Source organism: Viridibacillus sp. FSL H8-0110 (genome assembly GCF_038003565.1).
GTDB lineage: Bacteria > Bacillota > Bacilli > Bacillales_A > Planococcaceae > Viridibacillus > Viridibacillus arenosi.
In genome coordinates this window covers 3,225,181-3,250,821 of the sequence record NZ_JBBOPJ010000001.1, presented here as the reverse complement: position 1 = coordinate 3,250,821, position 25,641 = coordinate 3,225,181, and the positions used below count along the sequence as shown (strand labels likewise).

The following is a 25,641-nucleotide window of genomic DNA, read 5'->3' as shown; positions in this document are numbered from 1 at the left end:
TTATTTTTTTTTGAGTAAAGTCTCTAAAAGGTATGAAACGCATTTCAATACTTATTTTGTTATAATAGAAATAAGATTTAGCTACACAAGAGAGGTTTTAAAATGACAACGTATACACCAATGATTCAACAATATCTACAAGTGAAAGCAGATTATCAAGATGCTTTTTTATTTTTTAGATTAGGTGATTTTTATGAAATGTTCTTTGATGATGCTATAAAAGCTTCTCAAATTCTAGAAATTACATTAACGAGCCGAGATGCCGGGATGAAAGAACGCATTCCCATGTGTGGTGTCCCTCATCATTCCGCTAAAAATTATATCGAAACACTAGTTCAAAAAGGTTTTAAAGTAGCAGTTTGTGAACAAACAGAAGATGTCAAACAAGCAAAAGGTGTCGTAAAACGTGAAGTTGTTCGGTTGATTACACCTGGGACAATTATGGAAGGCAAAGCGTTGGATGGAAAAACAAATCACTTCATCGCAGCTGCTGAGCAAATAAACCCTATAGAATATGCTTTTTGTTATTTAGATTTATCAACTGGTGAGGCAACTGTTACTTATGTCGAAGGCGATGGTCTGGTCTTATTACAACAACTCCAATCATTTGGTATTCGAGAAATGGTTGTTTCAGAGCAATTATTTGCAGAGCTGACTGAACAGGCAGAAGCATTATCCATTGTCTTATCAATTGAAGAAGAGGTAATGGATGAAGTTAAAAGTACACAGTATTTAGAAGAGGCACCAAGTAATTTGCATGGTGCTGGACGAAAGCTTCTGCACTATATTGAACGTACTCAAATGCGCTCACTTTCTCATATTCAACCATTCCAATACAATGAAAACAAAAATTATCTAAATATAGATACAAACTCAAAACGTAATTTAGAACTCATTCAATCACTACGTGGTGGGGACCAAAAAGGAACACTATTATGGTTACTAGACGAAACTGTTACTGCAATGGGTGGTCGAAAATTAAAACAGTGGTTACATCAACCGTTAGCAAACCGTCAACATATTGAAAATCGCTTGAGCATCGTTACAGATTTGTTGGAAGAATATTTTGTTCGAGCAGAATTACAGGAATTATTCAAACAAGTGTATGACTTAGAACGCCTAGCAGGGCGTGTTGCATTTGGAAGTGTTGGGGGACGTGATTTAGCCCAATTAAGAGAATCATTACGTCAAGTGCCTGTCATTCAAGAGCAACTACTAAACTCTTCAAAAGCAAATCTACAAAATTTAGGGAAAGCACTTGATTTATGTAGTGATGTAGAAAGTTATTTAAGTCATGCGATTACAGATCACCCACCAATCTCTATTAAAGAGGGCGATGTTATCCGCGGTGGCTATAATGCGAAATTAGACGAGCTTCGTTATGCCTCTCGCAACGGTAAAGACTGGATTGCAGCACTTGAACAACAAGAGCGTGAAAAAACAGGAATTAAGAATTTGAAAATTGGTTATAACCGAGTGTTTGGATATTACATCGAAATCACGAAATCGTATATCCATTTAGCTGATTTAGAAAGATATGAACGTAAACAGACGCTAGCTAATGCAGAGCGTTACATTACAGATGAACTAAAGGAAAAAGAAGCTATCATACTAAATGCTGAAGAAGAAAGTTTGGCGCTCGAATATACTTTATTTACTCAAATTCGTGAAGAATTAAAGCAATATATCCCGAGATTACAAGGACTTGCTTCTGCTATCAGTGAATTAGATGTCTACGTAGGTTTTGCAACTGTTACGGAAAAGTATCGTTTCACAAAACCGGTCTTCCATGAAGGTCGTTCACTTAAAATTGTTAATGGTCGTCATCCGGTTGTCGAGAAAATGATGAATCAGCAATTATATGTGCCAAATGATTGTATATTGACTGATGATCGAAATATGATGCTAATTACAGGACCGAATATGTCTGGTAAAAGTACGTATATGAGACAAGTGGCGCTTATTACAATTCTTGCACAAATGGGCTGCTATGTACCAGCAGATGAAGCGGAATTACCAATAACGGATCAAATTTTCACACGTATTGGTGCAGCAGATGATTTAGCAGCAGGACAAAGTACATTTATGGTAGAGATGTTGGAATCACAACATGCCATTACAAATGCTACCGAGAAGAGCTTATTGCTCTTTGATGAAATTGGTCGTGGTACATCAACTTATGATGGTATGGCATTAGCACAATCTATGATGGAGTTTATCCACAATAAAATAGGCGCTAATACATTATTCTCTACTCATTATCATGAATTAACGGATTTAGAAAATGACTTAAATCGCTTGCAAAATGTCCATGTATCAGCAATGGAACAAGATGGGAAGGTGGTCTTTTTACACAAAGTTAAAAAAGGCCCGGCAGATAAAAGTTACGGTATTCATGTAGCAGAGTTAGCAGAATTACCGGCTGAAATTATTTCTAGAGCGCGCATTTTATTGGAAGAATTTGAGGCAACTAATGCAGTCTCAGCTGCAACGGTTACAAAAGCAGAATCAACACCTAATGTTAAAGATGAACAAGTAGACATTATGAAGGACGAATCAGCACAACTTTCTCTATTTGCAGAAGAAGAGCCGAAAGAAGTAATTCAATTAGCTGTTTCTAAATTAGAACAAGAAGTACTTGAGCAAATTCGATCAGTAAATGTATCTGGCACAACGCCGATGGATGCATTGCAACTTGTTTACGCATTGCAACAATCTTTAATAAAAAAGTAGGAGGTGCAACAGATGGGTCATATTCATATAATGGATGAATTTCTGTCCAATAAAATCGCAGCAGGTGAAGTAGTCGAGCGACCTTCATCTGTTGTGAAAGAACTAGTCGAAAATGCCATTGATGCAGGAAGCACCTCGATTGAAGTAATTTTAGAAGAAGCCGGACTAACTTCCATTCAAGTAATTGATAATGGTAGTGGGATGGACGAAGCTGATGCACTGAAATCTTTTCAACGACATGCTACAAGTAAGATTGAAAATGAACATGATTTATTCCGTATTCGTACACTAGGTTTTCGCGGAGAGGCATTAGCCAGTATCGCTTCAGTATCAAAAATTACCCTGGTCACATCAAACGGGCAAGTGGGTATTGAAGTGCAACTGGAAGGTGGTCATGTTATTGACAAAAAACCAGCGCCATTACGTAAAGGGACGGATATGAAGGTATCCCAACTTTTTTATAATACACCAGCACGATTGAAATACATGAAGACGATTCAAACTGAATTAGGTCACACAATTGATTTGATGAATCGATTGGCTCTTTGTTACCCAGATATCGCATTCAAATTACGTCACCATGACCATATATTATTACAAACGAATGGACGTGGTGATTTACGCCAAGTATTAGCGGCAATTTATGGTATTGCCAATGCGAAAAAAATGGTGCAATTTGAAGGCGAATCACTAGATTATAAAATTTCAGGGTTTGCAACAATACCTGAAATTACAAGAGCATCTAAAAATTACATGTCTATTTTCGTTAATGGTCGATGGGTGCGTCATTTTACTGTACAAAAAGCAATGATTGATGCATATCATACATTCTTACCGATTGGTCGTTTTCCGATTTCAGTTATTAACATTGAAGGCGATCCATTTTTAACAGATGTTAATGTACATCCGTCAAAGCAACAAATTCGTTTAAGCAAAGAAGCAGAATTAATGGACTTAATTGAAAAAACTTTGCATAAGGTAATTCGTCAGTCAATGCAAGCACCTGAAATTGCAGAAAAGAAGAAAAAAGTTCCGCAAACCGGGGAGCAAATTAATTTTTGGAAATCGATGAATTATAATAACACGAGTATGCCTCAATTTAATGAAAAAACTAAGCAAGAAGAAGGTTCAACTCTTTATTCAGAACCATTTCCACAAGATGATTTAAATTCATCACCCAATTCAGGTTTTGTAAAGGAAGCAACATGGGAACAAGTAAATAGTACACACGATTTGTCGGAATCAGAATTGTCTGCAGAGCAAGCTAAAAACGATGAAGATTATAAAATGCCACTAGAAGAAGTTGACGAGCAAGAAACGAAAGAACCATTTCCTGAACTTGAAGTTGTAGGTCAAATTCATGGGACGTATATTGTCGCACAAAGTGAGGATGGTTTTTATTTAATTGACCAGCATGCTGCACAAGAACGAATTAAATATGAGTTTTTCAAAGATAAAGTAGGAGAGGTCGATCCAAATGAACGACAAACACTACTATTTCCGCTAACATTCCATTATTCTGCTGATGAAGCATTAGTGTTAAGAGAAAATATGGCCTATTTAATAGATGTAGGTGTTATTCTTGAGGAATTTGGCACAAACTCATTTGTAGTTAGAGAACATCCCGCTTGGTTCCCAAAAGATTTTGAAGAGGAAATCATTGAAGAATTAATTGAACAGGTGCTACGTGAACGTAAAACGGATATACGAAAATTACGTGAAGACGCAGCTATAATGATGAGCTGTAAACGTTCGATTAAAGCAAATCACTACTTAAATACTCAACAAATGGAAGTCTTAATACAAGACTTAAAAAAAATGGTCAATCCGTTTACATGCCCACATGGAAGACCTGTAATCGTCCATTTTAAAACGTATGAAATTGAAAAAATGTTTAAGCGAGTTATGTGATTTTTACGAAATAAAGGAGGAAGATAATATGTTTTCATCTGCACAACGTGAAAGTTTTATTGAAACACTGGATGCTTATTCTTTTGATGTGTTGGTAATTGGTGGTGGCATTACAGGTGCAGGAATTGCGCTAGATGCTGTTTCTAGAGGATTATCTGTTGCCCTAATTGATATGCAGGATTTTGCTGCTGGTACTTCTAGTCGCTCAACTAAGCTAGTACATGGTGGTTTGCGTTATTTAAAACAACTACAAGTAGGTGTTGTTGCTGAAGTTGGAAAGGAACGTGCCATCGTTTATGAGAATGGGGTACATATTACAACTCCGCAATGGATGCTACTTCCATTTTACAAAGGAGGATCATTTGGACCTTATTCAACTTCATTAGGCTTAAAAGTGTATGATAAATTAGCTCAAGTTAACAAATCAGAACGACGTAAAATGCTAAATGCTAAAGAGACTTTACTAAAAGAACCTTTACTCAAAAAAGAAGGATTATTGGGTGGGGGATATTATGTAGAATACCGCACTGATGATGCACGTCTAACGATTGAGGTTATTAAGAAAGCTGTTGAACTTGGTGCGGTTTGCTTAAATTATGTAAAAGCAGAAGAATTTAATTATGAAAACGAGAAAATTACAGGAGTAGTCGTTCGCGATCAAATTTCATCTCGCACTTGGACAATTCAATCGAATTCAGTAGTAAATGCTACAGGACCGTGGGTAGATGAAGTACGTAAAAAAGATCAAATTAGTAATAATAAACAATTACGTCTCACTAAAGGTGTACATATTGTGATTGATCAATCCCGTTTCCCACTTCAACAATCTGTTTACTTTGATACACCTGATGGCCGTATGGTCTTTGCAATACCTCGAGATGGAAAAACGTATGTCGGTACCACTGATACATTTTACGAGGAAAATCCCATAAATCCAGTTGCAACTGATGAAGATATTACTTATTTAATAGATACAATTCACTATATTTTCCCGGATGTCCAAATTACTCAAAAAGACGTAGAATCGAGCTGGGCTGGAGTTCGTCCACTTATTTTCAAAGAGGGTAAAGATCCTTCAGAAATTTCTCGTAAAGACGAGATTTGGGAATCTCCGAGTGGATTGTTGACAATTGCAGGTGGGAAATTAACAGGTTATCGTAAAATGGCTGAAAATATAGTCGACAAGATAGTAGAAAAAAAACAATTTAAAAAGTCTGGACCTTGTGTTACAGAGCATTTGTCCCTTTCAGGATCTAAAGGTATAAATCCTATAAATTTTGGTCCTTATGTAAAAAATAAAACATATGAAGGAACGAAATTAGGTTTAACTAAAGAAGAGGCGAATATGCTCGTATCTAAATACGGTACGAATATACAAGCCATATTCAACATTATTCATACGCTGAAAGTCAATAATTCAATTGAGGATTTACCGATTGCTATACATGCGCAGCTACTATATGCTATTCAATACGAATTGGCACAAACACCAACAGATTTTTTTGTTCGCCGTTCAAGTCGATTATTATTTGATATAGATAGTGTCTATAATCATAAGGAAGCAGTAATAAAATTAATGAAAAAATACTTGTCCTATTCAACAGCACAGGAAGAGCAATATCGCTTGGAATTAGACCAAGTTCTATTCGAAGCGTCGCATTTTGCTAAAGAGGGAATTTATGAATAAAAATACACATTTAGTTAAAGTCTCAGATGGTCACCTTATTTCGGTGACTGTCTATTTCCCTAGTGAAGAGACGAAAGGACATATTCACATTCTTCATGGTATGGCAGAGCATAGTGCAAGATATGAAGATTTTGCAAAATTCCTCATAGGCAATGGTTATGTTGTTTCTATGCACGATCATCGTGGTCATGGGCAAACAGCGTCTGTAAACGAGTCACCTAAAGGTTTTTTTGCTGAACAGCAAGGCTTTGAGCGAGTTGTGTTAGATGTACATGAAGTGCTTGACTTCGTTCGGGTTGATCAACATTTACCTCCTGTTATTTTATTTGGTCATAGCATGGGTTCGTTTATAGCACGACGTTATACAGAGCTTTACAGTGATACTCTATCCAAAGCAATTTTCTGCGGAACAGGTGCTGCAAGTGTGACACATCAAGCTGGCCATGTACTTGCTAAAAGTCTTGCTAAATTAAATGGGAAAACGAAGGAAAGTCCATTATTAGATAAATTGTCGTTCGGAAATTTCAATCGTGCATTTTCAAATACCCAAACTGATTTTGATTGGTTATCATCTGATTCAACTGAAGTCGCTAAATATATTGCAGATGAAGATTGCGGATTTTTAGCGACTAATCAGTTTTATGTTGATTTAACTGGTGGTATTTTAACTTTATCGAAGGAAGAGGAAATAAATAGAATTCGAAAAGATTTACCTATCCTCTTAATAAGTGGAGCGGATGATCCTGTTGGTAGTTTTAGTAAAGGTATTTGGAAGGTGGCAAAAAGCTATCAAAGTTGTGGTTTAACAAATGTTACCGTACAGCTATTTGAAGGAAAACGACATGAAATTTTAAATGAAGTAAATCGACAAGAGGTTTATAACAAAATCATATGGTGGTTAGAAAAAGAATGAGACAACAAGATTTAGAGGTAATCGCCATTGTTGGCCCTACAGCTTCAGGCAAAACTGCTTTAAGTATAGAGCTAGCAAAAAGGTTAAATGGAGAGATTATAAATGGTGACTCCATGCAGATTTATAAAGAATTGAATATTGGAACAGCTAAGATAACAGAAACTGAAATGGAAGGTATACCACATCATCTTCTAAGTATTAAAGAGCCTTCAGAATCTTTTTCAGTTGCTGAATATCAGCAACTCGTGCGTGAACGTATAGACTTTATTCGTGCGAAAGGAAAGTTCCCCATCATAGTTGGCGGCACTGGTCTATATATTCAAGCTGTACTTTTTGACTACCGCTTTACAGATGAAAAAGTTGATGAAGCTGCGAGAGAAGCCTATTATAAAGAACTTAGTGAAATTGGACCTGAGGAAATGCATGCAAAATTAGTAGCGCTTGACCCTAAAACTGCTGAAACGATTCATCCAAATAATACTCGTCGAGTAATCAGAGCACTTGAGATGATTCAGCATGGTGGTGTAGCCAAATCTTCTGATGAGCAAAACCAAGGTGATAAACCACTTTATAACCATATTATCATTGGATTAAATATGGACCGTGAGCTGTTGTATGAAAGAATAAATAAGCGTGTTGATATAATGATGGAACAAGGACTGCTAGCTGAAGTAGAAGCACTTTGGCAAAAGGATATTCGGGGTGTACAATCGGTACAAGCTATTGGATATAAGGAGCTTTACGCATATTTTGATGATAAACAATCACTAGAGAATGCGATAGAGCAGTTAAAACAAAATTCAAGACGATATGCAAAACGTCAATTAACTTATTTCCGTAATAAAATGGACGTTAAATGGTTCAATAGTTTGGACGACACAGAAAAAATAATCAGAGAAATGTTGGAATAATAAAGGGTTTTTCGTAAATGAAATCGAATACATGGTATTGAGGAGATTTATTTAAAACAGAAGAGGGAGTGGCTTTGCATGAAATCTATTAACTTACAAGATGCGTTTCTAAATCAAATGCGTAAAAATGGGGTTTTCGTTACCGTTTTTTTGCTAAATGGTTTTCAACTAAAAGGTCTTATTAAATCTTATGATAATTTCACGGTACTACTGGAATCTGATGGGAAACAGCATTTGATTTATAAACATGCCATTTCGACATTCGCCCCTTCAAAATCCATTAATATCTCACAAGATAACGAAGAGTAAAATGAATTCGGCTAGTATAAAGACTAGCCGAATTTTTTATTTCTAGCTATACTTATAGAGATATTTGATATGTTTAATTGATAATGGAGGATTATAATGATGAAAACTATTACAACAACTGAACTTTTAGAAAAAGTTGACGCAAATGAAGATTTATTCTTAGTAGACGTTCGTGAAGATGAGGAAGTAGCAAATGGTATAATCCCAGGGGCTATCCATATACCACTTGGTTCACTACCTGAAAGAATTGATGAATTAGATAAAACAAAACCTTATATTTTCATCTGTCATGCAGGTGGGCGTAGTGGTAGCGCGTGCTCTTATCTGTCTGGTTTAGGATATGATGTTACGAATATGGAAGGTGGCATGCTCGCTTGGGAAGGTGAGTTGGAATTTTAAGGTATTAAAAAAGACGAATCGTAAATTGATTCGTCTTTTTTATTTGACTGAATTTTGTCCCCCTAATGATTTAAAGGGTAATCGCCAATGTTTCATGTATGATAATACACGAAGAGCGGTCATACTAACGAATAATATGTATAACCATAAATCTTGTTTAAAGATGCCTAGGCCAACAACTATACCGGCAACTGCTGCCCAAACGGCATATACTTCCTCGCGTAAAACAAGAGGCTTACGACCGGCTAGTACATCCCGGATAATACCGCCGCCAGAACCAGTTAATACCGCAGCTACAATAGCAGCGCTAACGGGCAAATCTAACTTTACAGCAAAAAGTGCTCCTTGAATCGCAAATGCTGATAGGCCGATAGCATCAAAGAAATTGCCCCATTTATGCCAATGTTCCAATAACTTTTGCGGGAAAATAAAAACGATAGTAATAGATATAAGTGCAATTTGAAACATCATATCTTGTTCCCAAAGAGCAGAGACAGGAACACCTATTAGTGAGTTTCGAATGGCTCCACCACCAAATGCAGTCACAATCCCGAGTAAATAAACACCAAACAAATCATATTCTTCTTCCATTGCCACAATTGCTCCAGATACAGCAAAGGCAATTGTACCGACAATACTTAATACATCCCACGCCATAATAGATCCTCAACTTTCTCATAACGTCCTTGAATTGTACCAAATACAGTGATAATTACAAGTTTTACTGATTGAGTGATTGACTCTTAAGTTGTTATTGGTAAGATAGTAATGGAAAAATAAAAAGGGAGCCGAAAAAATGACGTATTCTACAACAATTAGTAATGAATTATTAATAAAAGCAAAAGAAATTGAAGCACAAGTTAAACCGTACCATGATCACGTCGATGAAGTGGCTTTCTTCAATCAACAAAAAGTTTTAGCAGCTTTTCGTAATCATCAAGTAAGTGATTTTCATCTACACCCATCAAATGGCTATGGCTATGATGATGAGGGACGCGACAATTTAGAACGCGTTTATGCAGAAGTGTTTGGTGCAGAAGCTTGTATCGTTCGTCCGCAAATTATATCTGGCACACATGCCATTACTCTAAGCCTCTTTGGTGTATTGCGTCCTGGAGACGAACTTATGTATATTACAGGGCAACCATACGACACGTTACAATCAATTGTTGATGGTGGTGACAAAGATACAGGTTCATTAAAAGACTTTAATATTAGCTATCAACATATTGACTTAGAGAATGATAAAGATGTTAACTGGGATGCAGTAACAAAAGCAGTATCTGAAAAAACAAAAGTAATCGCAATTCAACGTTCAAAAGGCTACGCATCACGACCTTCCTTCACAGTAGAACAAATCGCTGACATGATTAACACAATTCGTGAAATTCAACCATCAGCTATTATATTCGTGGATAACTGTTACGGTGAATTTGTTCAAGAAATTGAACCAACAGATGTTGGAGCAGATTTAATGGCTGGCTCATTGATTAAAAATCCGGGTGGTGGCTTAGCTAAAATAGGTGGCTACATTGCTGGACGTGCAGATTTAGTTGAACAATGTGCATTCCGTATGACTTCCCCAGGAATAGGTGCTGAAGCTGGACCGACTTTAAATGCTTTAGCAGACTTTTATCAAGGTTTCTTCTTAGCGCCACATGTTGTTGCGCAAGCTTTAAAAGGTGCGATATTCACATCTGCAATGCTTGAATCAATTGGCATGACGACTTCGCCACATTATTCGGCATCAAGAACTGATTTAATCCAATCTGTATCATTCAAAACGGCAGATCAAATGATTGCGTTTTGCCAAGCTATTCAAGCGAGTTCCCCAATAAACGCTCATTTTGCACCTCAACCAGCCTATATGCCTGGTTATGAAGATGATGTCATTATGGCAGCTGGAACATTTGTACAAGGTGCAAGCATTGAACTATCAGCGGATGGACCAATTCGTCCACCATACACTGCGTATATTCAAGGTGGTTTAACTTATGAACATGTTAAGTATGCAGCTTTAAGTGCTGTACAAAAATTAAAAAAATAATTTACTGAAAATAGTGTGAAAAAACACATAACTAAAACAATGAAAAAGCTTTGAAAACCAGACGGCTCTAAGCTTTTTTCTTTATATAATAGTTCGTGTTAACTTATATAACATGTTATTGACAGAAAATCTAACATGATGTATTATTTGAATTGTAAAGGGGAAGGTGAATGATATGAGTCGTGAAATACGAAGATCAATGCCATTACTTCCAATTAGTATAGTCATGCAACTGACAGACTTAACGGCTCGTCAGATTCGATATTATGAAGAACATAATTTAATCGAACCTGCAAGAACAGAAGGCAATCGTCGGATGTTCTCCTTAAATGATGTCGATTCATTGCTAGAAATTAAAGACTTGTTGGAGCAGGGTATTAATATGGCAGGTATCAAAAAAGTATTTGCTTTAAAAAATGAACCAGCAATCGCGAATTTAGGTAAAAAAGACATTACGGATGCAGATTTACGCCGCATTCTAAGAGAAGAGATGCAGCAAGCACAACGTCTTCAAAAAACATCTATCCGTCAAGGGGATTTATCACGTTTCTTTCAATAAGAAACTGAGTAAAATATAAAATTTATTACATGGAGAGTGAATCGAGTGGGGAAATTTACAAAAGAAGATATTAAGAAATTAGTAGCTGAAAAAGAAGTAAAGTTTATCCGTTTACAATTTACTGACATTTTAGGGACGATTAAAAATGTTGAAATTCCTGTAAGTCAATTAGATAAAGCATTAGATAACAAAATGATGTTCGATGGTTCTTCTATTGAAGGTTTCGTTCGTATTGAAGAATCAGATATGTACTTATATCCTGACCTAAGTACTTTCATGGTATTCCCATGGACTACTGGTAAAGGCACAGTATGTCGCTTCATCTGTGACGTATATAATTCTAATGGTACTCCATTCGCAGGTGACCCACGTAACAATCTACGTCGTATCCTAGGACGCATGGAAAAAATGGGTTTCACAAGCTTCAACTTAGGACCTGAGCCAGAATTCTTCTTATTCAAATTAGATGAAAAAGGCGAACCTACATTAGAATTAAATGACCACGGTGGTTACTTCGACTTAGCGCCAACAGACCTTGGTGAAAATTGCCGTCGAGATATCGTGTTAGAACTTGAAGAAATGGGATTTGAAATCGAAGCTTCTCACCACGAAGTTGCTCCAGGACAACATGAAATTGACTTCAAATACGCTGATGCAATTACTGCATGTGATAACATCCAAACATTCAAATTGGTTGTTAAAACAATTGCTCGTAAGCACGGCTTACATGCGACATTCATGCCAAAACCAATCTTCGGTTTAAGTGGTTCAGGTATGCACTGTAACGTTTCTCTATTTAACGGAAAACAAAACATGTTCTTTGATGAACAAGCTGAAATGCAATTGTCTGAAACAGCTATGCAATTTATGGCTGGTGTTTTAAAACATGTTGAAGGTTTTACAGCAGTAACAAACCCTACAGTAAATTCTTACAAACGTTTAGTACCAGGATACGAAGCACCATGCTACATTGCTTGGTCAGGACAAAATCGCTCACCACTAGTACGTATTCCAGCTTCTCGTGGCTTATCAACTCGTATTGAAGTTCGCTCAGTTGACCCAGCTGCTAATCCGTACTTAGCTATGGCTGTTATTTTAGAATCAGGGTTAAATGGTATAGAACAACAATTAACACCACCACCAGCAGTAGATCGTAACATCTATGTGATGAGTGCAGAAGAACGTGAGGAAGCTGGTATCGGTAACTTACCAGTCAACCTTGATGACGCACTACAAGCATTAGCGAAAGATAAAGTAATTCAAGAAGCACTAGGAACTCATATTTATGAAAACTTCCGTGAAGCAAAAGAAATTGAGTTTGATATGTTCCGCACACAAGTTCACCAATGGGAACGTGACCAATACTTGAAAATGTATTAATAGTTAAAACCGTTGAGGCTCTAGGCTTCAACGGTTTTTTATTTGCCCACTTAAACTATCTGTGTGGGCATTGTTTATTTGTTTGCCCACGGAATTTTTACAATCTGTTATTTAGCTGATTTTCTTTGCATGTATTCATCGAATTTTTCAATCGATTTATTTTCCATCTTTCTTGTAACATGAGAATAAATGTCTGATGTAATTTGAATAGATCCGTGGCCTAATCTTCAATCTAGCGAAAATGACATTATTATTTATGTATTCCCTTCGTTTTTTTGGAACATATGTTCTTTTTGTTTTTAAGTAAAACCCCACTAAATGGAAGTGGGGTAGTCTTATATTATTTAACTGGCACTTTAAATGAAACATCTTTTTATGATTTTTCGTCATATATATCACCAAAGTTAAGTTTGATTTCTTTAATGTTTTTTACATCAAGTTCTTTTCCTTCTGGTACCAGGAATTCAAGAACTGCCTCTTTTTTAACTCCACTTTGAATATCACCAGAGACATCACCGTCTGTTAAAAACATATTTGCATCTAATTGTATATCTCCTACAACAGCAGATCCTTGGTCTGGGTAGAAAGATATTTTAGAATTACTGGTATTTTCTACGTTAATACCAACTTGAATTTTATTTTTATAGATTTTGATTTCGCCTAATCCTGCTTTTAACCCTAGAGCATCTAGTTTTTGGCTAGTTGCATTGATTTTTTTAGACCCATCATCTTTTGACTTTTCTGAACCTGAACTTGGAGCAGTTTATTTATTTCAATGTGAATTTTTGTGAGTTTAAAAATAAATAATATTTCCTTTGTATTTAATACTAAGTCATACTACTCGCGCAACGAACTTCCTTCGCTCTACATATTGAATTAACCTTCTCTTTGCGAAATTTTTATCAACTTTATGAGTTAGGATACAAAAAGAAAGAAATAACAACCGCAAAAGCTTCCAAGCCTGTAAGTAAGCCAAACAACACTGAAGAATACTATAAGAAAGGAAAAGGTTTGTACAGCATTAAAAAACCATGTACCGCATATGACGGAGTAGTATTCGGTAAATCAAAAAAGGTACATTCTTTAAAAGTAAATGAGAAGTATACAATTGTCGATATTGTTAAGACTGGTAATGCGTATCAAAGAGCGGTATGTACATCACAGCAAAGAAGGAATATGTAGAAAAAGTATAATTCGTGACACATTTGATAGTTGATTTTTGTCTAATGATAATTTAAAAATTTAGCAAAACAAATGGCAGATACAAAAATACTAGTATCTGCCAAATGATGAATTACTTAGATTTTTCTATATATCAATTAACAAAGTTTTTTAATAATATATACTTTTCTTCTAATAGTTTATAGCTTGAGTTCTTTTGTACGTCACTTTCAACCGCTACCATACTATCAAGATAGTGTTTTAGCTCTTTTGTATAAGATTGAATGAATTCAATTAGGTCATATTTATACTCCCATTCAATGTCATTCGATAATTCATCAAAATTGATAATATATAAATTTCTTCCACTCTTTGTGAAACTATAAACAGATGCATTACCAAATGGATCGAGAGTTTGTTTTTTTTCTGTCTGATATAGTCTTATTAGTACACTACTAAATTCAATCAAAATTGTACTATGCATAGTTGTTGAAAAGAGTAAGGTTTCCTTTTTTTCATCATAGTGGAAAACTTCTAAGTAACTATCTAAATAAACTGCATAATTATTACCTTTTAATATTGAAACCTCATCTTCAATTTTAAATTTGATTTGCATCGTAATTCGCTCCTTTATTTAACCTAACCCTAAGAAACATGGTATCTCAAGTATGACTACTGTAGTTACTAAGGATAATATAATAAAAACGTCCTATCCAACAGCCGGCACTTCAGTAAAGAGAAGTATACACCTTTGTTCCGTCTTCATGTCAGTTGCGTATGGATCTTATAAACACATTGGAGGGATTGGAGAATGAGTGAGAAACGCAGTTAAGTAAATGTGGTCATTTAAGTGTTAATACTTCTCGCTACAAAAGGAATTACTAAACGTCAATTGGAGAAAATAGATGTGAATTAACTTAACGATTCAATCTATTAGGAGTGTAGCATATGACATATGAAGAGCACGAATTTATTATTGCCCAACAAGATGAATATTTCACAAGTATGGAACGCAAGTTTGAAAACGGACAGTTATCTAATGAACAATTTGCAAAATTATCGTTGAAAATAGCTGAATGGACACAGCGTCTAATTGGATTGGAGGTATTGGAAGATGAGCGAGATTGAAAAAGCAGTAAATCATATTGCAATAGTTATTGGCATCATTAAACGTTTTGGTTATACGGCAGCACTCGACCAACAATTTGAATCACATTTAAACACAATAATGAGCCATACAGGGCTTTGTAGAGATAAGGCAACAGATTTTATGCCATTGAAGTAGCTGGACGGTTAAATATCCAGGGTAAGGAGCTGGTGCCATGATGGATGAAATTAATTGGATTACTGTAATAGTTAGTGTAATCATTTCAACTATTACAGCCATAGTTATCGCAAAATTATTGTTAGATAAAATGCGCTTAGAATTAGAAAAAAGTGACGATAAGTTTTTAATTCAATAAATATTATAAAAAAACCCATCGATATTCTAAATAAATTTTAAACAAGTTGTAAGGAAATTAATCCCAAAATGGGTGATTTGAATTATTCCTGGTTTTATAATAGCTGTAGCTTCAGGATTCTTCGGTGAATAATCTTGAGGTAGTGGACGAAATTCTTCTGTTTTGAAAAGCGACATATTTTGCGCATCCAATGATGATAAATTCTTTATTATTTCCACGAATGAATGATGAGCGTAATTTGATTTACTGCTATCTATTGAAGAGGAAACTAATTTAGCAAACATACTTCTTAGACTATCTTCCTCGAAATAATACTGTGAAGCTTCTAAAGCAGGGCCCACAATACTTAAAGGCGGTTCAATTAAATTTTCTTCAAGAATAGCGGATATTTCTTGTACTAATTCATTTATATAAGATTCTAAAAATGCTTCATGCTTTGCACGTTTTTGGTCTGAAAATAATTGTAATCTTCCAAAAGCAAGATACCAAATATCGATTAGTGTTTTAATAGGTTCGCTACCTCCCTTAGTGGCGAAACTAGTAATTAAAGTAGTACCAATTGCAGTACCAATAGTAATTGGATCCAAAAAGATACGGGACAAGTTTCAGAAAGATTCAATAAAAATAAAAATAAATTTAGAGGTGTAGCGATTGGGAGAAAAACAATTTCGAGATGATATGATTGCTGAAGTTAATCTATATGAAGATGCATTATACTTTGTAAGTGATGGACAATTAAAACCAGTTGATCATCTCCAACAGGGTTCGGAAAACAGGAGATTAGCTGACAGAATGGGAAACCTACTCATAGTGAGATTAAGTATACTCAAAGGTTTTAATTTTGATTTATACAAAAATGATATTGATCACCTCTATGTTTTTCTTAGAGGTGATTTTTTTGTTGGATATTTATGTTAAAATCACTATAAAGATTGTGAAGAAATGTGCTTAAACTAAGGGGTAGTTTAGTAGAAGAAAGAATTTGTTTAAAAATAAATTGTACCGGTAATTAAAAGGAGATAGGTTCAATGGGTAGAAATGTGAAATTACTTTATTGTATTTTAGGAAGTGCTGTACTTGCTTTATTAAATAGTCCTATACTTGGTTACGCTAAACTTGGAATGTTCCCTGGAGGTTATGGAGGACATGTAATTGGACATTTGTTAGTTCTAATTGCAGATATATTGTCTTTGGTTGGATTTTTACTTTTAATAATCTTTTCTTTTATCTTAATAATAAATAATATTAATTTAAAGAAAAACTAAATATTTTGAAGTCTAATATTCAACTGACAGGTGATTAAGTAGAAGAAGGACTTTGAGCTGTTCAGACAGCTCTTTTTTTATTCAACTAACAGGGCAGATTAGTTGAACAGTGTTATTTAACTTGTATTCAACAATCGGGCCATAATGTGGAATAATAAAATTTGTCATTAATTTAATGTGTAGTAGACTTAGTAACTACAGTTTTTTCCTTCTATTTACTAGGAATGAATTTTTTTGATTTTTTAAACAAAGAGGAGAGTCAATATGGAAGTAGTATATTTTGCAGGTGGATGTTTATGGGGAGTACAAGCTTTTATAAAAACTTTACCTGGAGTTAAGTTTACAGAAGCAGGAAGAGCTAATGGAACAAGTCATACACTTGAGGGTGAGTATGATGGATACGCCGAATGTGTAAAAACAGGATTTGATCCGACAGTTGTAACAATCAGGGAATTAATGGGGTATTTATTTGAAATCATTGATCCATACAGTTTGAATAAACAAGGACAGGATGTTGGCGAGAAATACAGAACAGGAGTATATAGTGAAAAGCCTGAACACTTAAAAGGGGCGAAGGCGTTTCTTAGTGAGAGAAATGATTATGACCTTATAGTTGTTGAAGTATTACCTCTTATAAACTATATGAGAAGTGCAGAAGAACATCAAGATAGGTTAGCTAGATGTCCAAATGATTATTGTCATATTCCAGAAGAAATATTAAGTAGGTATAAGTAAGGGAGAATATTAAAAGATGGTTTATGGGATCGGGGAACAGAACTGTTTAATCATTTTCAACGATCGGGCCCGATTGTTGAAGAAGCATTTCTTTTCTTATTGAACTAACGGGGCAGGTTAGTTGAAGAGCGTTATTTAACTTGTGTTCAACAATCGGGCTATTTAATTGAATAACACCTTTGATAAAATTAATGAATTTATGTTAAAATTTAGGTTAAATTATAAACTGATGTACATAAACTAATGACGCAATTTAGTGGAGGAGGGATTATATGTATGAGTGAAATATCTTTTAATGAGTTAGAGAAGAAAGTGAAGAAGATTAAAATTGAAGGTTTTGTCATTTATAAAGGAAATACACGGATCTTTGAATATTTAAAGAATAAAAAAGTCGTAGAAAATCCGACAAAGGTTTATTCCATTACAAAGAGTATTGTGTCTATATTAATTGGAATTATGGTCGATAAAGGGCTAATAAAAAACATTCATGAACCTATTTATAACTACTTTCCGGAAATATTAGAGTTCAATGACCCAATGAAGGAGGAAATCACATTATTTCATTTGCTGACTATGACTTCGGGGTTACAAGTAGGAAAATTCCAAAGTTCAAAAAACTGGGTTAAATTCATACTAGAACAACCAGTTATAGATAGACCAGGTTCAACCTTTGAATATAATAGTGGAAACTCTCATTTACTAAGCGCGATCATCCAAAAAGTTTCTGGAGGTTCTACCGCCTCATTTGCTGAAGAATTTCTATTCCATCCATTAGGGATAAAAAAATACATATGGGTAAAGGACCCGCAAGGAATTCACGAGGGTGGCTTTAGTATTTCATTAAATTTAGAGGACATGGTGAAGTTTGGATTTTTATTACTAAACGAAGGGCAATGTAAATCAAATCAAGTGGTTTCATCTAACTGGATCCACGAGGCAAAAAAACCATATAAACAATTTGAAGCAGAAGAAGACAGAACAGCTGGATATGGTTATCAGCTATGGACTTGTGAAATTACTAATAGTAACACCAAAATTGAATATTACTATGCGAATGGCTTATACGGACAATATATATTTATTGTTCCGAAGTTAAATATTATGGCTGTGGCAAAAAGTTATCTACAAGATGACCAGTCCTCTGCGCCGAAACTCTTTTTCGAAGAACTTTTACGTAGTTGGAAGGATGAATGAGACATTTAAACAAATGAAAAGGGGTTTTTCTCCTCTTCCGAGATCATAAAAGTATCTTGTAAAAAGGAGAAATCACTATCTTGATATTCAACAATCGGGCGCGATTGTTGAATATGCGTCTCTTTTTTCTTCTTCAACTAATGGGTGCTATAGTAGAAGATCGTTGAGCTGTTCAGACATTTCTTTTTTTACTGAGCTAACGGGGCAGGTTAGTTGAAGAGTATTGTTGAATTGTTATAGGTAAACAGATAATTGTGTGCGTTATACAAGGGGGTTTTGAGGTGAATGTAATTGCGTGGCTGATCGTTGCTTGTGAAATAGGGTTTTGGGTTATTATCGCTTTAGGTCTATTCACACGATATATTCTAAAAAGAAATAAATTAGGATTATTTTTCCTAGCTTTAACACCTGTTATTGATTTAATTTTATTAGTTGCCACGGGTATTGACTTGTATCGTGGTGCGACTGCTACCCAAGTGCATGCAATTTCTGCTGTATATATTGGAATCTCAATCGCATTCGGTAGGAGTATGATTGAATGGGCTGATATACGTTTTCAATATTATGTGATGAAACAAGGAGCGAAACCATTTAAGAGATTTGGCATCGATTATGCGAAACACTATTTTAAAAGCTGGGGACAACATGTGCTTGCTTTTCTAATAGGTGCCGGGGTTTTATTCACCTTAATCTATTTAATTAACGATTCAGCTCGAACAGAAGTGTTGGCTGGATTTTTGAAAATATGGACACTTGTGTTAGGTATCGATTTTTTGATTGCCATAAGCAATTTTATTTGGCCGAAAAGGGCAAAGGGATAACAATATTATAATACCGAAATCGGGCGCGATTGTTTAAAAAGCGTCGCTGTTCTAATTCAACTAACGGGTGCTTTACTTCAATAAGGAGTAGAGCCTTTTTCTTATTGAACTAACGGAGCAGAATAGTTTAATAAGAAAATATAATCTTGAATGATTATCAGCAGTTCAATAAATTGAAAGGAGACTTAAGTTTGATTGATTATTTTGAACGTAAAATTAGATTAAGGGACTTTGAAGTGTGGGATGTTCAAATTGGGGGCCAACATTATGCTTTCGCCATTTTAGATGAATTTCGACCTGCCACATTAGATGATTTTGAAATTCCAGATTTAATTTATGAAGAAGATGACCAGCGTGTAAACTATGTCTCTACTACATATTTCTCTGATAAACCTGTTAAAGATGAACATAGAGAAATACTCGGGGAATTTGCTCGGATGCTTACAGAACACTTAGCATTGTCACATTGTGAAGTAATTATTAAGATTTATCAAGAGAACCCTGAAAAAGCGATAGAACGAATGATGATAACGAAATACGGCTTCAAAGAATCAGATATGCCTTTAGATAAGTTAATGCATTTTAATCAAGAGTAGAGACCTTAAGCTCTTTTTCAACTAACGGGTGCTTTAGCAAAAGATTATAGAGCTGCATAGACAGCTTTTTTTTTTATTGAACTAATGGGGCAGGTTAGTTCAATAAGGTTACACAAAAAATTCTAATTAATCTATCTTTTTTGTGGAGTTGATACTATTAATTAGGGAAACTTAGTGTTTACAGGTGTATTTTATAAAGTTACCATTATTTGAAGTGTTACTTATTTTAAGTCGAAAAATAGGGGAGAGAGAGATGTTAAAACAACAAATAGGGGTTGAATTTAAGCAAATATTTACGTTTAATAGGGTTCTAACTTGGTTTCTTATTATTACTTTACCTGTATGGATACAATACTTAATAATCCATGATGGCTATTCCTTCACTGACAATATCGATCTCTACGGGCGTTTGCTCAACGGTATTGGTGCAATGATTTTCCCGATTTTAGTATTATTCGTTTTTGCGGATACAATAATTCATGAAAGAAATAATAATTATTTAACATATACCAAGATAAGAATAGATTTTAATACATATTTGAACGCTAAAATCATGGTAAATGCACTTCTTTCATTTGGGGTTTCATTTTTATATGCGTTTTTACCGTTCCTGTTCGCTCAATATATAAACCCTCAAGTTACATTTATCTCTAAAGTTGGGGTTAGTGGGAATTTGCATGGTACGGTAACTTTCGATCAATTATTAGTTTTCGGGCCTTTTGTGTATGGATTCATATACTCCCTCTGGGTAGGTATCAATGGAGTTTTATATGCTACTTTACCTTTAATCTTATGCCTGATCTTAAATAATTCATTTGTTGCTTTATCGATACCATTTGTATGGTATCAAGGTATGAGCTTTGTCTCTGCGGTGTTAGGTATTTCAAAGTTTGCACCATTATATACAATTTTCCCGTACTCTATAATGCAACAAAAATTATGGACTGTATTTGTACCATTTACGATTTTATTAATAACTGTGATAGTGAGTTATGTATATCTTAAGAAAAGGAATTCGACAGAATGGTCATTTTGAGAAGACTTATTAATGAGTTGCTGCAGTTAAGATGGATTATATTGGGGTTTGTTATTTTTATCTTTTGTTTTGGAATTAGAAAAACAATTATCGAAAGTAATGCATCCGTTAATGCTTGGGATCTGCTAATTACATTATTAAGTGATGTTAACTTGATTATTTATTTCGTATTACCATTCCTCTTATATTTCAATGTGACCTTTTTAGTAAAGGACTTTGAATATCATTTATTGATCAGATTAGGCTCATATAAAAAGTGGGTACTCATGGCTTCTAAGAAAATTTTAATGTATTTAGCTTTGACGATTATCGTTTGGTTATTAGTTGCATTCATCATGACTATAGGGTTCCCCTTTGCAAACGAATGGAGTTCAGGAAGTAACTTACTTGAACCTACTGCTATTATGAGACAGTATTTTGATTTCCCTATTCTTGCTCTTATATATCAAATAGGTATGTTCTTTATTACGACATTAATTATTTTAGCTTCGGTTACTACTATATATGTCTTTCTTCAGTCGTGGAGATGGATAAGCTTCGTTGTTGCCATTTTATATATATTTTCTTTTGTTTCCTGGAAGCTTTTCCCTGAGAACTTAGCGAAATTGTCTTTATCAAACTATGTCGCTATGTTTCAAACATTAAATCTTTGGAAAACCACATTCACTATCCCTTTAATCGCAATCTTTTCGCTTGGATTAATCTATTTAGCCTTGCAATTTAAAGATGGAAAACAAATAGTCAGCTTTACTGCTTTTCAGACGGGCATCGCCGTATATCTTTCTGTATTAGTATTAGGAACTTACTTTATGGCAGACAGCCGAAGTAATACTGTAATTGATCTATTTCTCCTTAATTTTTTCGGTACATCATCTGCGGGTTATACTCTCTTGTCGTATATGTATTACATAGTAGTATTCTTCGGCTTTTTATATCTGGCACAAGTCTATTTAGCAAGAGAATTTTCAGAGTTGAGCTACTACAAAATTATTCGCTACACCTCTATGTTTAAATGGATGGGCGAATGGTTCCGTAATATTTTATTAATGGCAATAATGTATTTGATTTTTATATTTATTTTGACTTTAACAGTGGCATATTTTAAAGGCATGGAATTTTCTTTACGAGTGACAGTAGTGGAAGATATGAACTTTGCTTCTCTGCTATATCACTTTTTTATCAATGGCCTTCTACAAATAAGCATTTACCTTCTGCTGTTGATTACGTTACAAATAGTTTTAAAAAGCAGTTCAACCAATTTGGTTACAATAGGCATCTTTATCGCATTATTATTCCCTGGTTATAAATACATTCCAGTGGGTTTAAATGGGTACAGCCATTTGATATATGGCACATCACTAATGACTATATCATTGTATTTGATCCTCATAGTTTTGGTTGAAGGGATATGTATATTTTATTTGCTTAACAAAAAATATGTATTTGAGGGAGTATGACTATATATGAGCCTAATTGAAGTAAGAAATGTCCAAAAGTCCTATAAGGGCTTAACTATATTTCAAGATATAGATTTAACTATTGAAAAAGGAAAAATATACGGAATTGTAGGTCCTAACGGCTCTGGAAAATCTGTATTATTTAAGTTGATTTGTGGATTTGTTAGACCCGATCACGGTGAAATATTAATCGGAGGAGAATATTTACATAAGGATATTACTTTTCCAAAGAACTTTGGAATCATAATTGATAGGCCAGGATATCTAGGAAATAAAACGGGTTTTGAAAATCTAAAATCTCTGGCCATGATACAGAATAAAATTGATGATGAGCAAATCATTAAAACAATGAACTTAGTTGGACTTCAGCCTACAGCTGAACAGAAAGTACGGAAGTATTCATTAGGTATGAAGCAGAAGCTGGCTTTAGCACAAGCCTTCATGGAAAATCAAGAAGTGTTAATATTAGATGAACCATTTAATGCTTTAGATTTTGAAAGTGTAGAAAAATTACGTAGTCTCTTACTTAATTTTAAAAAGGAAGGGAAAACAATTATTATGACCAGTCATAATCAAGAGGATATCGATCTTCTTTGTGATGAAGTCTATAGAATAAATAAATTCAAATTAGAAGAGTTGTAATAGTAATCTTATTATGGATTCTGAAAATTAGTCGAAGGCTGCAATTAGAAGGATTAACTTCTGAAAACTGTATGGAAATAGAGTACCGTTCTCAAATAGCAATTAATTATGAGGGTTTAAAACATGATGAAGATTTTTATGCAGACACTATATGAATTGAAGTCAGACATTGAAGAAGCGTTAAAAGCGTTACTAAATTAAATAACTTAGGATAATGTCTCGTTCAACTAAAGGGGCAGGTTGGTTAAAGAAGAAAAATCTTTATAAAGATAACTGGTGTATAATTGGAAAATATAGGGATGGACTGATGGATGATGTAATTGGTTATGTAGTAGTTATCTTATTAATTATCGGTTTCACATACGGCTTATTTAAACAAGTTCAACATACTTTACCTATCCAAAAAACTAATAGACCAGATGTATCTAATTACAGAAGGTTGTTATTCGGCACTTATTTAACGTGTGCTTCATTTTTTGGTTTTCTCGTTTCTTATATATTAAACGTTTTAGTTGCGATGCAAGTTATCCAGTTAAATTTACTTACAAGTGATAATACAGGTTTTAGTTGTTTTGTATTTTTACTGATTCTTTTGATTGCTAAATTCGGCATTATTCCTAAAAATTGTAGCCGAAACGAGTTATTAAATTGATAAAAGGTTAAATTATGTTTAATTAATTTGACTCTTAAACTAACAGGGGCTTTAGTTGAAGAAGAGCTACTAAATTTACAAAACTAGATTTAAGTGTGTTAAAATAAATAAAAATAAATAACCGCTTACGAGAACAACTCGGAGCACTGAATTTACGCAATTACTGTGTTTATTTGGTGCTCCTTTTTTATTTATCTAAAAGGGGCGATATATATGGATAACTGGGCTGATAATTTACTTACAGAATCTAAAGAAGGTAGAAATGCGCTGCACTAAATGAAAGCTAATTTACATGAAACTAACTTTGAAGATGAAACGCAGATCAACAGCATGATTGAAAGCATGACGTTTGCTATGGACTGGATGGAGACGGGAAGACAACCAGATACATACAACGGGGTTGATGAGTGTAATGTGATAGATTAGTAATATGTCTTATTAGCGCTAAAGTGATAGAATAATCTGAAAATAGTCTATATGTAATGACTTTAGGTATTCTCATTTGTGCTATAATTAGCTCTAAGAGAGTTGGGTGCTTATGGAAGAAAATATAAATAAAGCATTGTCAGATGAGCATAATAAGAAGTGTCGAAAATTAATTGAGTTAGCTAAGAAAGAATTGAAGTTAATCGATAATAACGAATTAACCGAATTAGAAAAGATTAGAGAAGAAAAGATTAAACTACAACAAGAAATCAAAATAATAGAACAAATGTTATTTTAAAAACAAAGTCACATCTAACCGGTGTGGCTTTTTTATGTCTGTAAACTTAATAATTTTATCAAATATGCATTACAGACTTGCAGTCTTATCCAACTTATAATTGTTGTGGGTGGTGGTAGAAATGGATGATCAAAAAATGAATGATTTAATTTTAAATGCTGTAGAAGAAAAAGGGGGCATCACAGTAGTATTTTCAGCAGTAACATCATTAGCGGGACTTCTACATGATAAAGGATTAATAAATTACGATGAGTTTGCTATAGCATTTCTAGAAAATTTAGAAGATAAAGGTTGATGAGTTTAAACATCCTTCGGGGTGTTTTTATTTTGCTCTGACACAAACGAATGCCTAGTTGTCCAATTCCCTTATTGGATGGAGTTCGTTTGTTTGAGGGTGAAGTGCGCCAAATAAAAAAACCACTATAAAGTGGCAAATGATTAAAAACTATTATCTCTAGTATAGTTTTAGTAATCGCATGCCCATGCAGTATCTAACCATACGCAATTTACTCCTAAAGTAGAGGTATCAGTAGTAGTTGCGGACGCAGATGCAGATGTTGCACCGAAAAGTGCTGCAGCAAATAGAAGCATTCCTAGTTTCTTTTTCATATCAATCACCTCCCTTATTAGTATTATACTTAATAATTTGGAAAAATATATAATAAATTGATTATTCTGTTTTATGCGTAATATATAGATTACTAAATATGTAATATATTTACTTTTAGCAATTACTTATAGTGGTTGTGGGTGGTGAGAAATATGGAATGGATTAAACAGTTGTCAAGCGAATCTGCACTAGCGTTAATTGAAGAAGTGGAAGCGAGCATTCAACACTACTCTCAAGAAACGATTGATGCAGCTCAGAAACAAATTGATTGGAAAGTCCTTAGTTTTTCTCATGAGAAATGGGTTATTGATGATATGGAAAAATAGGAGGGATTAGTTGAATACTACAGACGAATTCACAAAGGTAAAAACATATATAAAGAAACATCCTGATTACAATGATTCTGATATTCAACGGGTTGATTATGAAAGGTTAT

31 protein-coding genes are annotated in these 25,641 nt (G+C 34.3%); 26 read left to right on the top strand and 5 right to left on the bottom strand.

Features of this window, described 5'->3' with window-relative positions; translation table 11 throughout:
- The first annotated feature begins 102 nt into the window (after positions 1-102).
- The 7 genes from mutS to MHH98_RS16300 all read left to right on the top strand — a co-directional run bounded on the left by mutS (position 103) and on the right by MHH98_RS16300 (position 8,863).
- Entirely contained in the window at positions 103-2,733 is a 2,631-nt protein-coding gene (gene mutS / locus MHH98_RS16330) for a DNA mismatch repair protein MutS (protein WP_076033991.1), read from the top strand.
- Between the two features lie 12 nt (positions 2,734-2,745).
- On the top strand, positions 2,746-4,644 hold the full coding sequence (gene mutL, locus MHH98_RS16325) for a DNA mismatch repair endonuclease MutL (protein WP_076065410.1): 1,899 nt from the start codon (positions 2,746-2,748) through the stop codon (positions 4,642-4,644).
- A 28-nt stretch (positions 4,645-4,672) separates the two neighbouring features.
- A complete protein-coding gene (locus tag MHH98_RS16320) occupies positions 4,673-6,331 on the top strand; it encodes a glycerol-3-phosphate dehydrogenase/oxidase (protein WP_076065409.1) in 1,659 nt (552 codons plus the stop codon).
- Positions 6,324-7,244, top strand: a complete 921-nt coding sequence (locus MHH98_RS16315; protein ID WP_340713266.1) for an alpha/beta hydrolase — start codon at positions 6,324-6,326, stop codon at positions 7,242-7,244. The genes MHH98_RS16320 and MHH98_RS16315 overlap by 8 nt, the downstream gene beginning before the upstream one ends.
- A complete protein-coding gene (gene miaA, locus MHH98_RS16310) occupies positions 7,241-8,155 on the top strand; it encodes a tRNA (adenosine(37)-N6)-dimethylallyltransferase MiaA (RefSeq protein WP_083669607.1) in 915 nt (304 codons plus the stop codon). Before MHH98_RS16315 ends, miaA begins: the two co-directional genes overlap by 4 nt.
- A 78-nt stretch (positions 8,156-8,233) precedes the next feature.
- Complete coding sequence (gene hfq / locus MHH98_RS16305) at positions 8,234-8,464, top strand: RNA chaperone Hfq (RefSeq protein ID WP_038184348.1); 231 nt, start codon at positions 8,234-8,236, stop codon at positions 8,462-8,464.
- A 99-nt stretch (positions 8,465-8,563) separates the two neighbouring features.
- Positions 8,564-8,863, top strand: a complete 300-nt coding sequence (locus MHH98_RS16300; RefSeq protein WP_038184461.1) for a rhodanese-like domain-containing protein — start codon at positions 8,564-8,566, stop codon at positions 8,861-8,863.
- 39 nt (positions 8,864-8,902) lie between these two features.
- On the opposite strand, the gene MHH98_RS16295 is transcribed toward MHH98_RS16300, so the two are convergent.
- Positions 8,903-9,520, bottom strand: a complete 618-nt coding sequence (locus MHH98_RS16295; protein ID WP_038184358.1) for a trimeric intracellular cation channel family protein — start codon at positions 9,518-9,520, stop codon at positions 8,903-8,905.
- A gap of 139 nt (positions 9,521-9,659) precedes the next feature.
- Here MHH98_RS16295 and MHH98_RS16290 point away from each other — a divergent pair, with 139 nt between their 5' ends.
- The 3 genes from MHH98_RS16290 (at position 9,660) to glnA (ending at position 12,849) form a co-directional block, all read left to right on the top strand.
- Positions 9,660-10,910 carry a methionine gamma-lyase family protein gene (locus tag MHH98_RS16290; protein WP_038184362.1) on the top strand — a complete coding sequence of 417 codons (1,251 nt, stop codon included), beginning with the start codon at positions 9,660-9,662 and terminating at the stop codon, positions 10,908-10,910.
- Positions 10,911-11,085: 175 nt separating this feature from the next.
- Positions 11,086-11,469, top strand: coding sequence for a MerR family transcriptional regulator (locus MHH98_RS16285; RefSeq protein ID WP_038184365.1), 384 nt, complete (start codon positions 11,086-11,088; stop codon positions 11,467-11,469).
- 45 nt (positions 11,470-11,514) lie between these two features.
- The gene (glnA, locus tag MHH98_RS16280) at positions 11,515-12,849 is read left to right on the top strand and encodes a type I glutamate--ammonia ligase (protein WP_038184368.1); all 1,335 of its coding nucleotides are present in this window, start codon (positions 11,515-11,517) and stop codon (positions 12,847-12,849) included.
- A 373-nt stretch (positions 12,850-13,222) separates the two neighbouring features.
- On the opposite strand, the gene MHH98_RS16275 is transcribed toward glnA, so the two are convergent.
- Together MHH98_RS16275 and MHH98_RS16270 are read right to left on the bottom strand one after the other, a co-directional pair.
- Positions 13,223-13,381: a hypothetical protein gene (locus tag MHH98_RS16275; protein ID WP_340713264.1), complete on the bottom strand. Its 159-nt coding sequence runs from the start codon at positions 13,379-13,381 to the stop codon at positions 13,223-13,225.
- Between the two features lie 783 nt (positions 13,382-14,164).
- Positions 14,165-14,626, bottom strand: coding sequence for a hypothetical protein (locus MHH98_RS16270; protein WP_038184376.1), 462 nt, complete (start codon positions 14,624-14,626; stop codon positions 14,165-14,167).
- 332 nt (positions 14,627-14,958) lie between these two features.
- Between MHH98_RS16270 and MHH98_RS16265 the strand changes: the two genes are divergently transcribed.
- Genes MHH98_RS16265 through MHH98_RS16255 form a run of 3 tightly spaced genes read left to right on the top strand, consistent with a single transcriptional unit; the run spans position 14,959 to position 15,473 of the window.
- Positions 14,959-15,138, top strand: coding sequence for a hypothetical protein (locus MHH98_RS16265; protein ID WP_038184378.1), 180 nt, complete (start codon positions 14,959-14,961; stop codon positions 15,136-15,138).
- Entirely contained in the window at positions 15,125-15,295 is a 171-nt protein-coding gene (locus tag MHH98_RS16260; RefSeq protein WP_340713262.1) for a hypothetical protein, read from the top strand. The genes MHH98_RS16265 and MHH98_RS16260 overlap by 14 nt, the downstream gene beginning before the upstream one ends.
- Positions 15,296-15,332: 37 nt before the next feature.
- Positions 15,333-15,473 carry a hypothetical protein gene (locus MHH98_RS16255; RefSeq protein WP_155981181.1) on the top strand — a complete coding sequence of 47 codons (141 nt, stop codon included), beginning with the start codon at positions 15,333-15,335 and terminating at the stop codon, positions 15,471-15,473.
- A 26-nt stretch (positions 15,474-15,499) separates the two neighbouring features.
- On the opposite strand, the gene MHH98_RS16250 is transcribed toward MHH98_RS16255, so the two are convergent.
- Positions 15,500-16,060 carry an Abi-alpha family protein gene (locus MHH98_RS16250; protein ID WP_162148711.1) on the bottom strand — a complete coding sequence of 187 codons (561 nt, stop codon included), beginning with the start codon at positions 16,058-16,060 and terminating at the stop codon, positions 15,500-15,502.
- Positions 16,061-16,124: 64 nt separating this feature from the next.
- Here MHH98_RS16250 and MHH98_RS16245 point away from each other — a divergent pair, with 64 nt between their 5' ends.
- The 12 genes from MHH98_RS16245 (at position 16,125) to MHH98_RS16190 (ending at position 24,890) form a co-directional block, all read left to right on the top strand.
- Complete coding sequence (locus MHH98_RS16245; RefSeq protein WP_038184382.1) at positions 16,125-16,391, top strand: hypothetical protein; 267 nt, start codon at positions 16,125-16,127, stop codon at positions 16,389-16,391.
- A 110-nt stretch (positions 16,392-16,501) separates the two neighbouring features.
- Positions 16,502-16,738: a hypothetical protein gene (locus MHH98_RS16240; RefSeq protein ID WP_038184385.1), complete on the top strand. Its 237-nt coding sequence runs from the start codon at positions 16,502-16,504 to the stop codon at positions 16,736-16,738.
- Positions 16,739-17,002: 264 nt separating this feature from the next.
- Positions 17,003-17,473 (top strand): peptide-methionine (S)-S-oxide reductase, encoded by a 471-nt coding sequence (locus tag MHH98_RS16235; protein ID WP_038184388.1) that lies wholly within the window; start codon positions 17,003-17,005, stop codon positions 17,471-17,473.
- Positions 17,474-17,749: 276 nt separating this feature from the next.
- Complete coding sequence (locus tag MHH98_RS16230) at positions 17,750-18,667, top strand: serine hydrolase domain-containing protein (protein ID WP_051448688.1); 918 nt, start codon at positions 17,750-17,752, stop codon at positions 18,665-18,667.
- 281 nt (positions 18,668-18,948) lie between these two features.
- Positions 18,949-19,488, top strand: coding sequence for a hypothetical protein (locus MHH98_RS16225; RefSeq protein WP_053418064.1), 540 nt, complete (start codon positions 18,949-18,951; stop codon positions 19,486-19,488).
- Positions 19,489-19,679: 191 nt separating this feature from the next.
- Positions 19,680-20,084, top strand: a complete 405-nt coding sequence (locus MHH98_RS16220; RefSeq protein WP_340713260.1) for a hypothetical protein — start codon at positions 19,680-19,682, stop codon at positions 20,082-20,084.
- A gap of 253 nt (positions 20,085-20,337) precedes the next feature.
- Complete coding sequence (locus MHH98_RS16215; protein ID WP_340713259.1) at positions 20,338-21,120, top strand: ABC transporter permease; 783 nt, start codon at positions 20,338-20,340, stop codon at positions 21,118-21,120.
- Entirely contained in the window at positions 21,108-22,577 is a 1,470-nt protein-coding gene (locus MHH98_RS16210) for a hypothetical protein (protein WP_340713258.1), read from the top strand. The genes MHH98_RS16215 and MHH98_RS16210 overlap by 13 nt, the downstream gene beginning before the upstream one ends.
- A 6-nt stretch (positions 22,578-22,583) precedes the next feature.
- Positions 22,584-23,219, top strand: coding sequence for an ABC transporter ATP-binding protein (locus MHH98_RS16205; protein WP_340711529.1), 636 nt, complete (start codon positions 22,584-22,586; stop codon positions 23,217-23,219).
- A 214-nt stretch (positions 23,220-23,433) separates the two neighbouring features.
- Positions 23,434-23,871: a hypothetical protein gene (locus MHH98_RS16200; protein WP_340713257.1), complete on the top strand. Its 438-nt coding sequence runs from the start codon at positions 23,434-23,436 to the stop codon at positions 23,869-23,871.
- Positions 23,872-24,409: 538 nt separating this feature from the next.
- Positions 24,410-24,595: a hypothetical protein gene (locus tag MHH98_RS16195; protein ID WP_038191038.1), complete on the top strand. Its 186-nt coding sequence runs from the start codon at positions 24,410-24,412 to the stop codon at positions 24,593-24,595.
- 121 nt (positions 24,596-24,716) lie between these two features.
- A complete protein-coding gene (locus tag MHH98_RS16190) occupies positions 24,717-24,890 on the top strand; it encodes a hypothetical protein (protein ID WP_155981215.1) in 174 nt (57 codons plus the stop codon).
- A gap of 170 nt (positions 24,891-25,060) precedes the next feature.
- Here MHH98_RS16190 and MHH98_RS16185 read toward each other — a convergent pair whose 3' ends face one another.
- Positions 25,061-25,204, bottom strand: a complete 144-nt coding sequence (locus MHH98_RS16185) for a hypothetical protein (RefSeq protein ID WP_340713254.1) — start codon at positions 25,202-25,204, stop codon at positions 25,061-25,063.
- 153 nt (positions 25,205-25,357) lie between these two features.
- Between MHH98_RS16185 and MHH98_RS16180 the strand changes: the two genes are divergently transcribed.
- Positions 25,358-25,531, top strand: a complete 174-nt coding sequence (locus MHH98_RS16180) for a hypothetical protein (protein ID WP_340713252.1) — start codon at positions 25,358-25,360, stop codon at positions 25,529-25,531.
- Positions 25,532-25,641: the final 110 nt, after the last annotated feature.

What these genes read in the sequence shown, in the direction of transcription:
- MHH98_RS16195 (WP_038191038.1), top strand. Translation starts at nt 24,410, where the DNA reads ATGGAAGAAAATATAAATAAAGCATTGTCAGATGAGCATAATAAGAAG.
- MHH98_RS16240 (WP_038184385.1), top strand. Translation starts at nt 16,502, where the DNA reads ATGGGTAGAAATGTGAAATTACTTTATTGTATTTTAGGAAGTGCTGTA.
- MHH98_RS16315 (WP_340713266.1), top strand. Translation starts at nt 6,324, where the DNA reads ATGAATAAAAATACACATTTAGTTAAAGTCTCAGATGGTCACCTTATT.
- MHH98_RS16230 (WP_051448688.1), top strand. Translation starts at nt 17,750, where the DNA reads ATGAGTGAAATATCTTTTAATGAGTTAGAGAAGAAAGTGAAGAAGATT.
- MHH98_RS16200 (WP_340713257.1), top strand. Translation starts at nt 23,434, where the DNA reads ATGTCTCGTTCAACTAAAGGGGCAGGTTGGTTAAAGAAGAAAAATCTT.
- MHH98_RS16265 (WP_038184378.1), top strand. Translation starts at nt 14,959, where the DNA reads ATGACATATGAAGAGCACGAATTTATTATTGCCCAACAAGATGAATAT.
- MHH98_RS16185 (WP_340713254.1), bottom strand. Translation starts at nt 25,204, where the DNA reads ATGAAAAAGAAACTAGGAATGCTTCTATTTGCTGCAGCACTTTTCGGT.
- MHH98_RS16205 (WP_340711529.1), top strand. Translation starts at nt 22,584, where the DNA reads ATGAGCCTAATTGAAGTAAGAAATGTCCAAAAGTCCTATAAGGGCTTA.
- mutS (WP_076033991.1), top strand. Translation starts at nt 103, where the DNA reads ATGACAACGTATACACCAATGATTCAACAATATCTACAAGTGAAAGCA.
- MHH98_RS16255 (WP_155981181.1), top strand. Translation starts at nt 15,333, where the DNA reads ATGATGGATGAAATTAATTGGATTACTGTAATAGTTAGTGTAATCATT.
- MHH98_RS16270 (WP_038184376.1), bottom strand. Translation starts at nt 14,626, where the DNA reads ATGCAAATCAAATTTAAAATTGAAGATGAGGTTTCAATATTAAAAGGT.
- hfq (WP_038184348.1), top strand. Translation starts at nt 8,234, where the DNA reads ATGAAATCTATTAACTTACAAGATGCGTTTCTAAATCAAATGCGTAAA.
- MHH98_RS16290 (WP_038184362.1), top strand. Translation starts at nt 9,660, where the DNA reads ATGACGTATTCTACAACAATTAGTAATGAATTATTAATAAAAGCAAAA.
- MHH98_RS16285 (WP_038184365.1), top strand. Translation starts at nt 11,086, where the DNA reads ATGAGTCGTGAAATACGAAGATCAATGCCATTACTTCCAATTAGTATA.
- MHH98_RS16235 (WP_038184388.1), top strand. Translation starts at nt 17,003, where the DNA reads ATGGAAGTAGTATATTTTGCAGGTGGATGTTTATGGGGAGTACAAGCT.
- MHH98_RS16180 (WP_340713252.1), top strand. Translation starts at nt 25,358, where the DNA reads ATGGAATGGATTAAACAGTTGTCAAGCGAATCTGCACTAGCGTTAATT.
- mutL (WP_076065410.1), top strand. Translation starts at nt 2,746, where the DNA reads ATGGGTCATATTCATATAATGGATGAATTTCTGTCCAATAAAATCGCA.
- MHH98_RS16320 (WP_076065409.1), top strand. Translation starts at nt 4,673, where the DNA reads ATGTTTTCATCTGCACAACGTGAAAGTTTTATTGAAACACTGGATGCT.
- MHH98_RS16295 (WP_038184358.1), bottom strand. Translation starts at nt 9,520, where the DNA reads ATGGCGTGGGATGTATTAAGTATTGTCGGTACAATTGCCTTTGCTGTA.
- MHH98_RS16300 (WP_038184461.1), top strand. Translation starts at nt 8,564, where the DNA reads ATGAAAACTATTACAACAACTGAACTTTTAGAAAAAGTTGACGCAAAT.
- MHH98_RS16190 (WP_155981215.1), top strand. Translation starts at nt 24,717, where the DNA reads ATGGATGATCAAAAAATGAATGATTTAATTTTAAATGCTGTAGAAGAA.
- MHH98_RS16275 (WP_340713264.1), bottom strand. Translation starts at nt 13,381, where the DNA reads ATGTTTTTAACAGACGGTGATGTCTCTGGTGATATTCAAAGTGGAGTT.
- MHH98_RS16210 (WP_340713258.1), top strand. Translation starts at nt 21,108, where the DNA reads ATGGTCATTTTGAGAAGACTTATTAATGAGTTGCTGCAGTTAAGATGG.
- MHH98_RS16215 (WP_340713259.1), top strand. Translation starts at nt 20,338, where the DNA reads ATGTTAAAACAACAAATAGGGGTTGAATTTAAGCAAATATTTACGTTT.
- MHH98_RS16260 (WP_340713262.1), top strand. Translation starts at nt 15,125, where the DNA reads ATGAGCGAGATTGAAAAAGCAGTAAATCATATTGCAATAGTTATTGGC.
- miaA (WP_083669607.1), top strand. Translation starts at nt 7,241, where the DNA reads ATGAGACAACAAGATTTAGAGGTAATCGCCATTGTTGGCCCTACAGCT.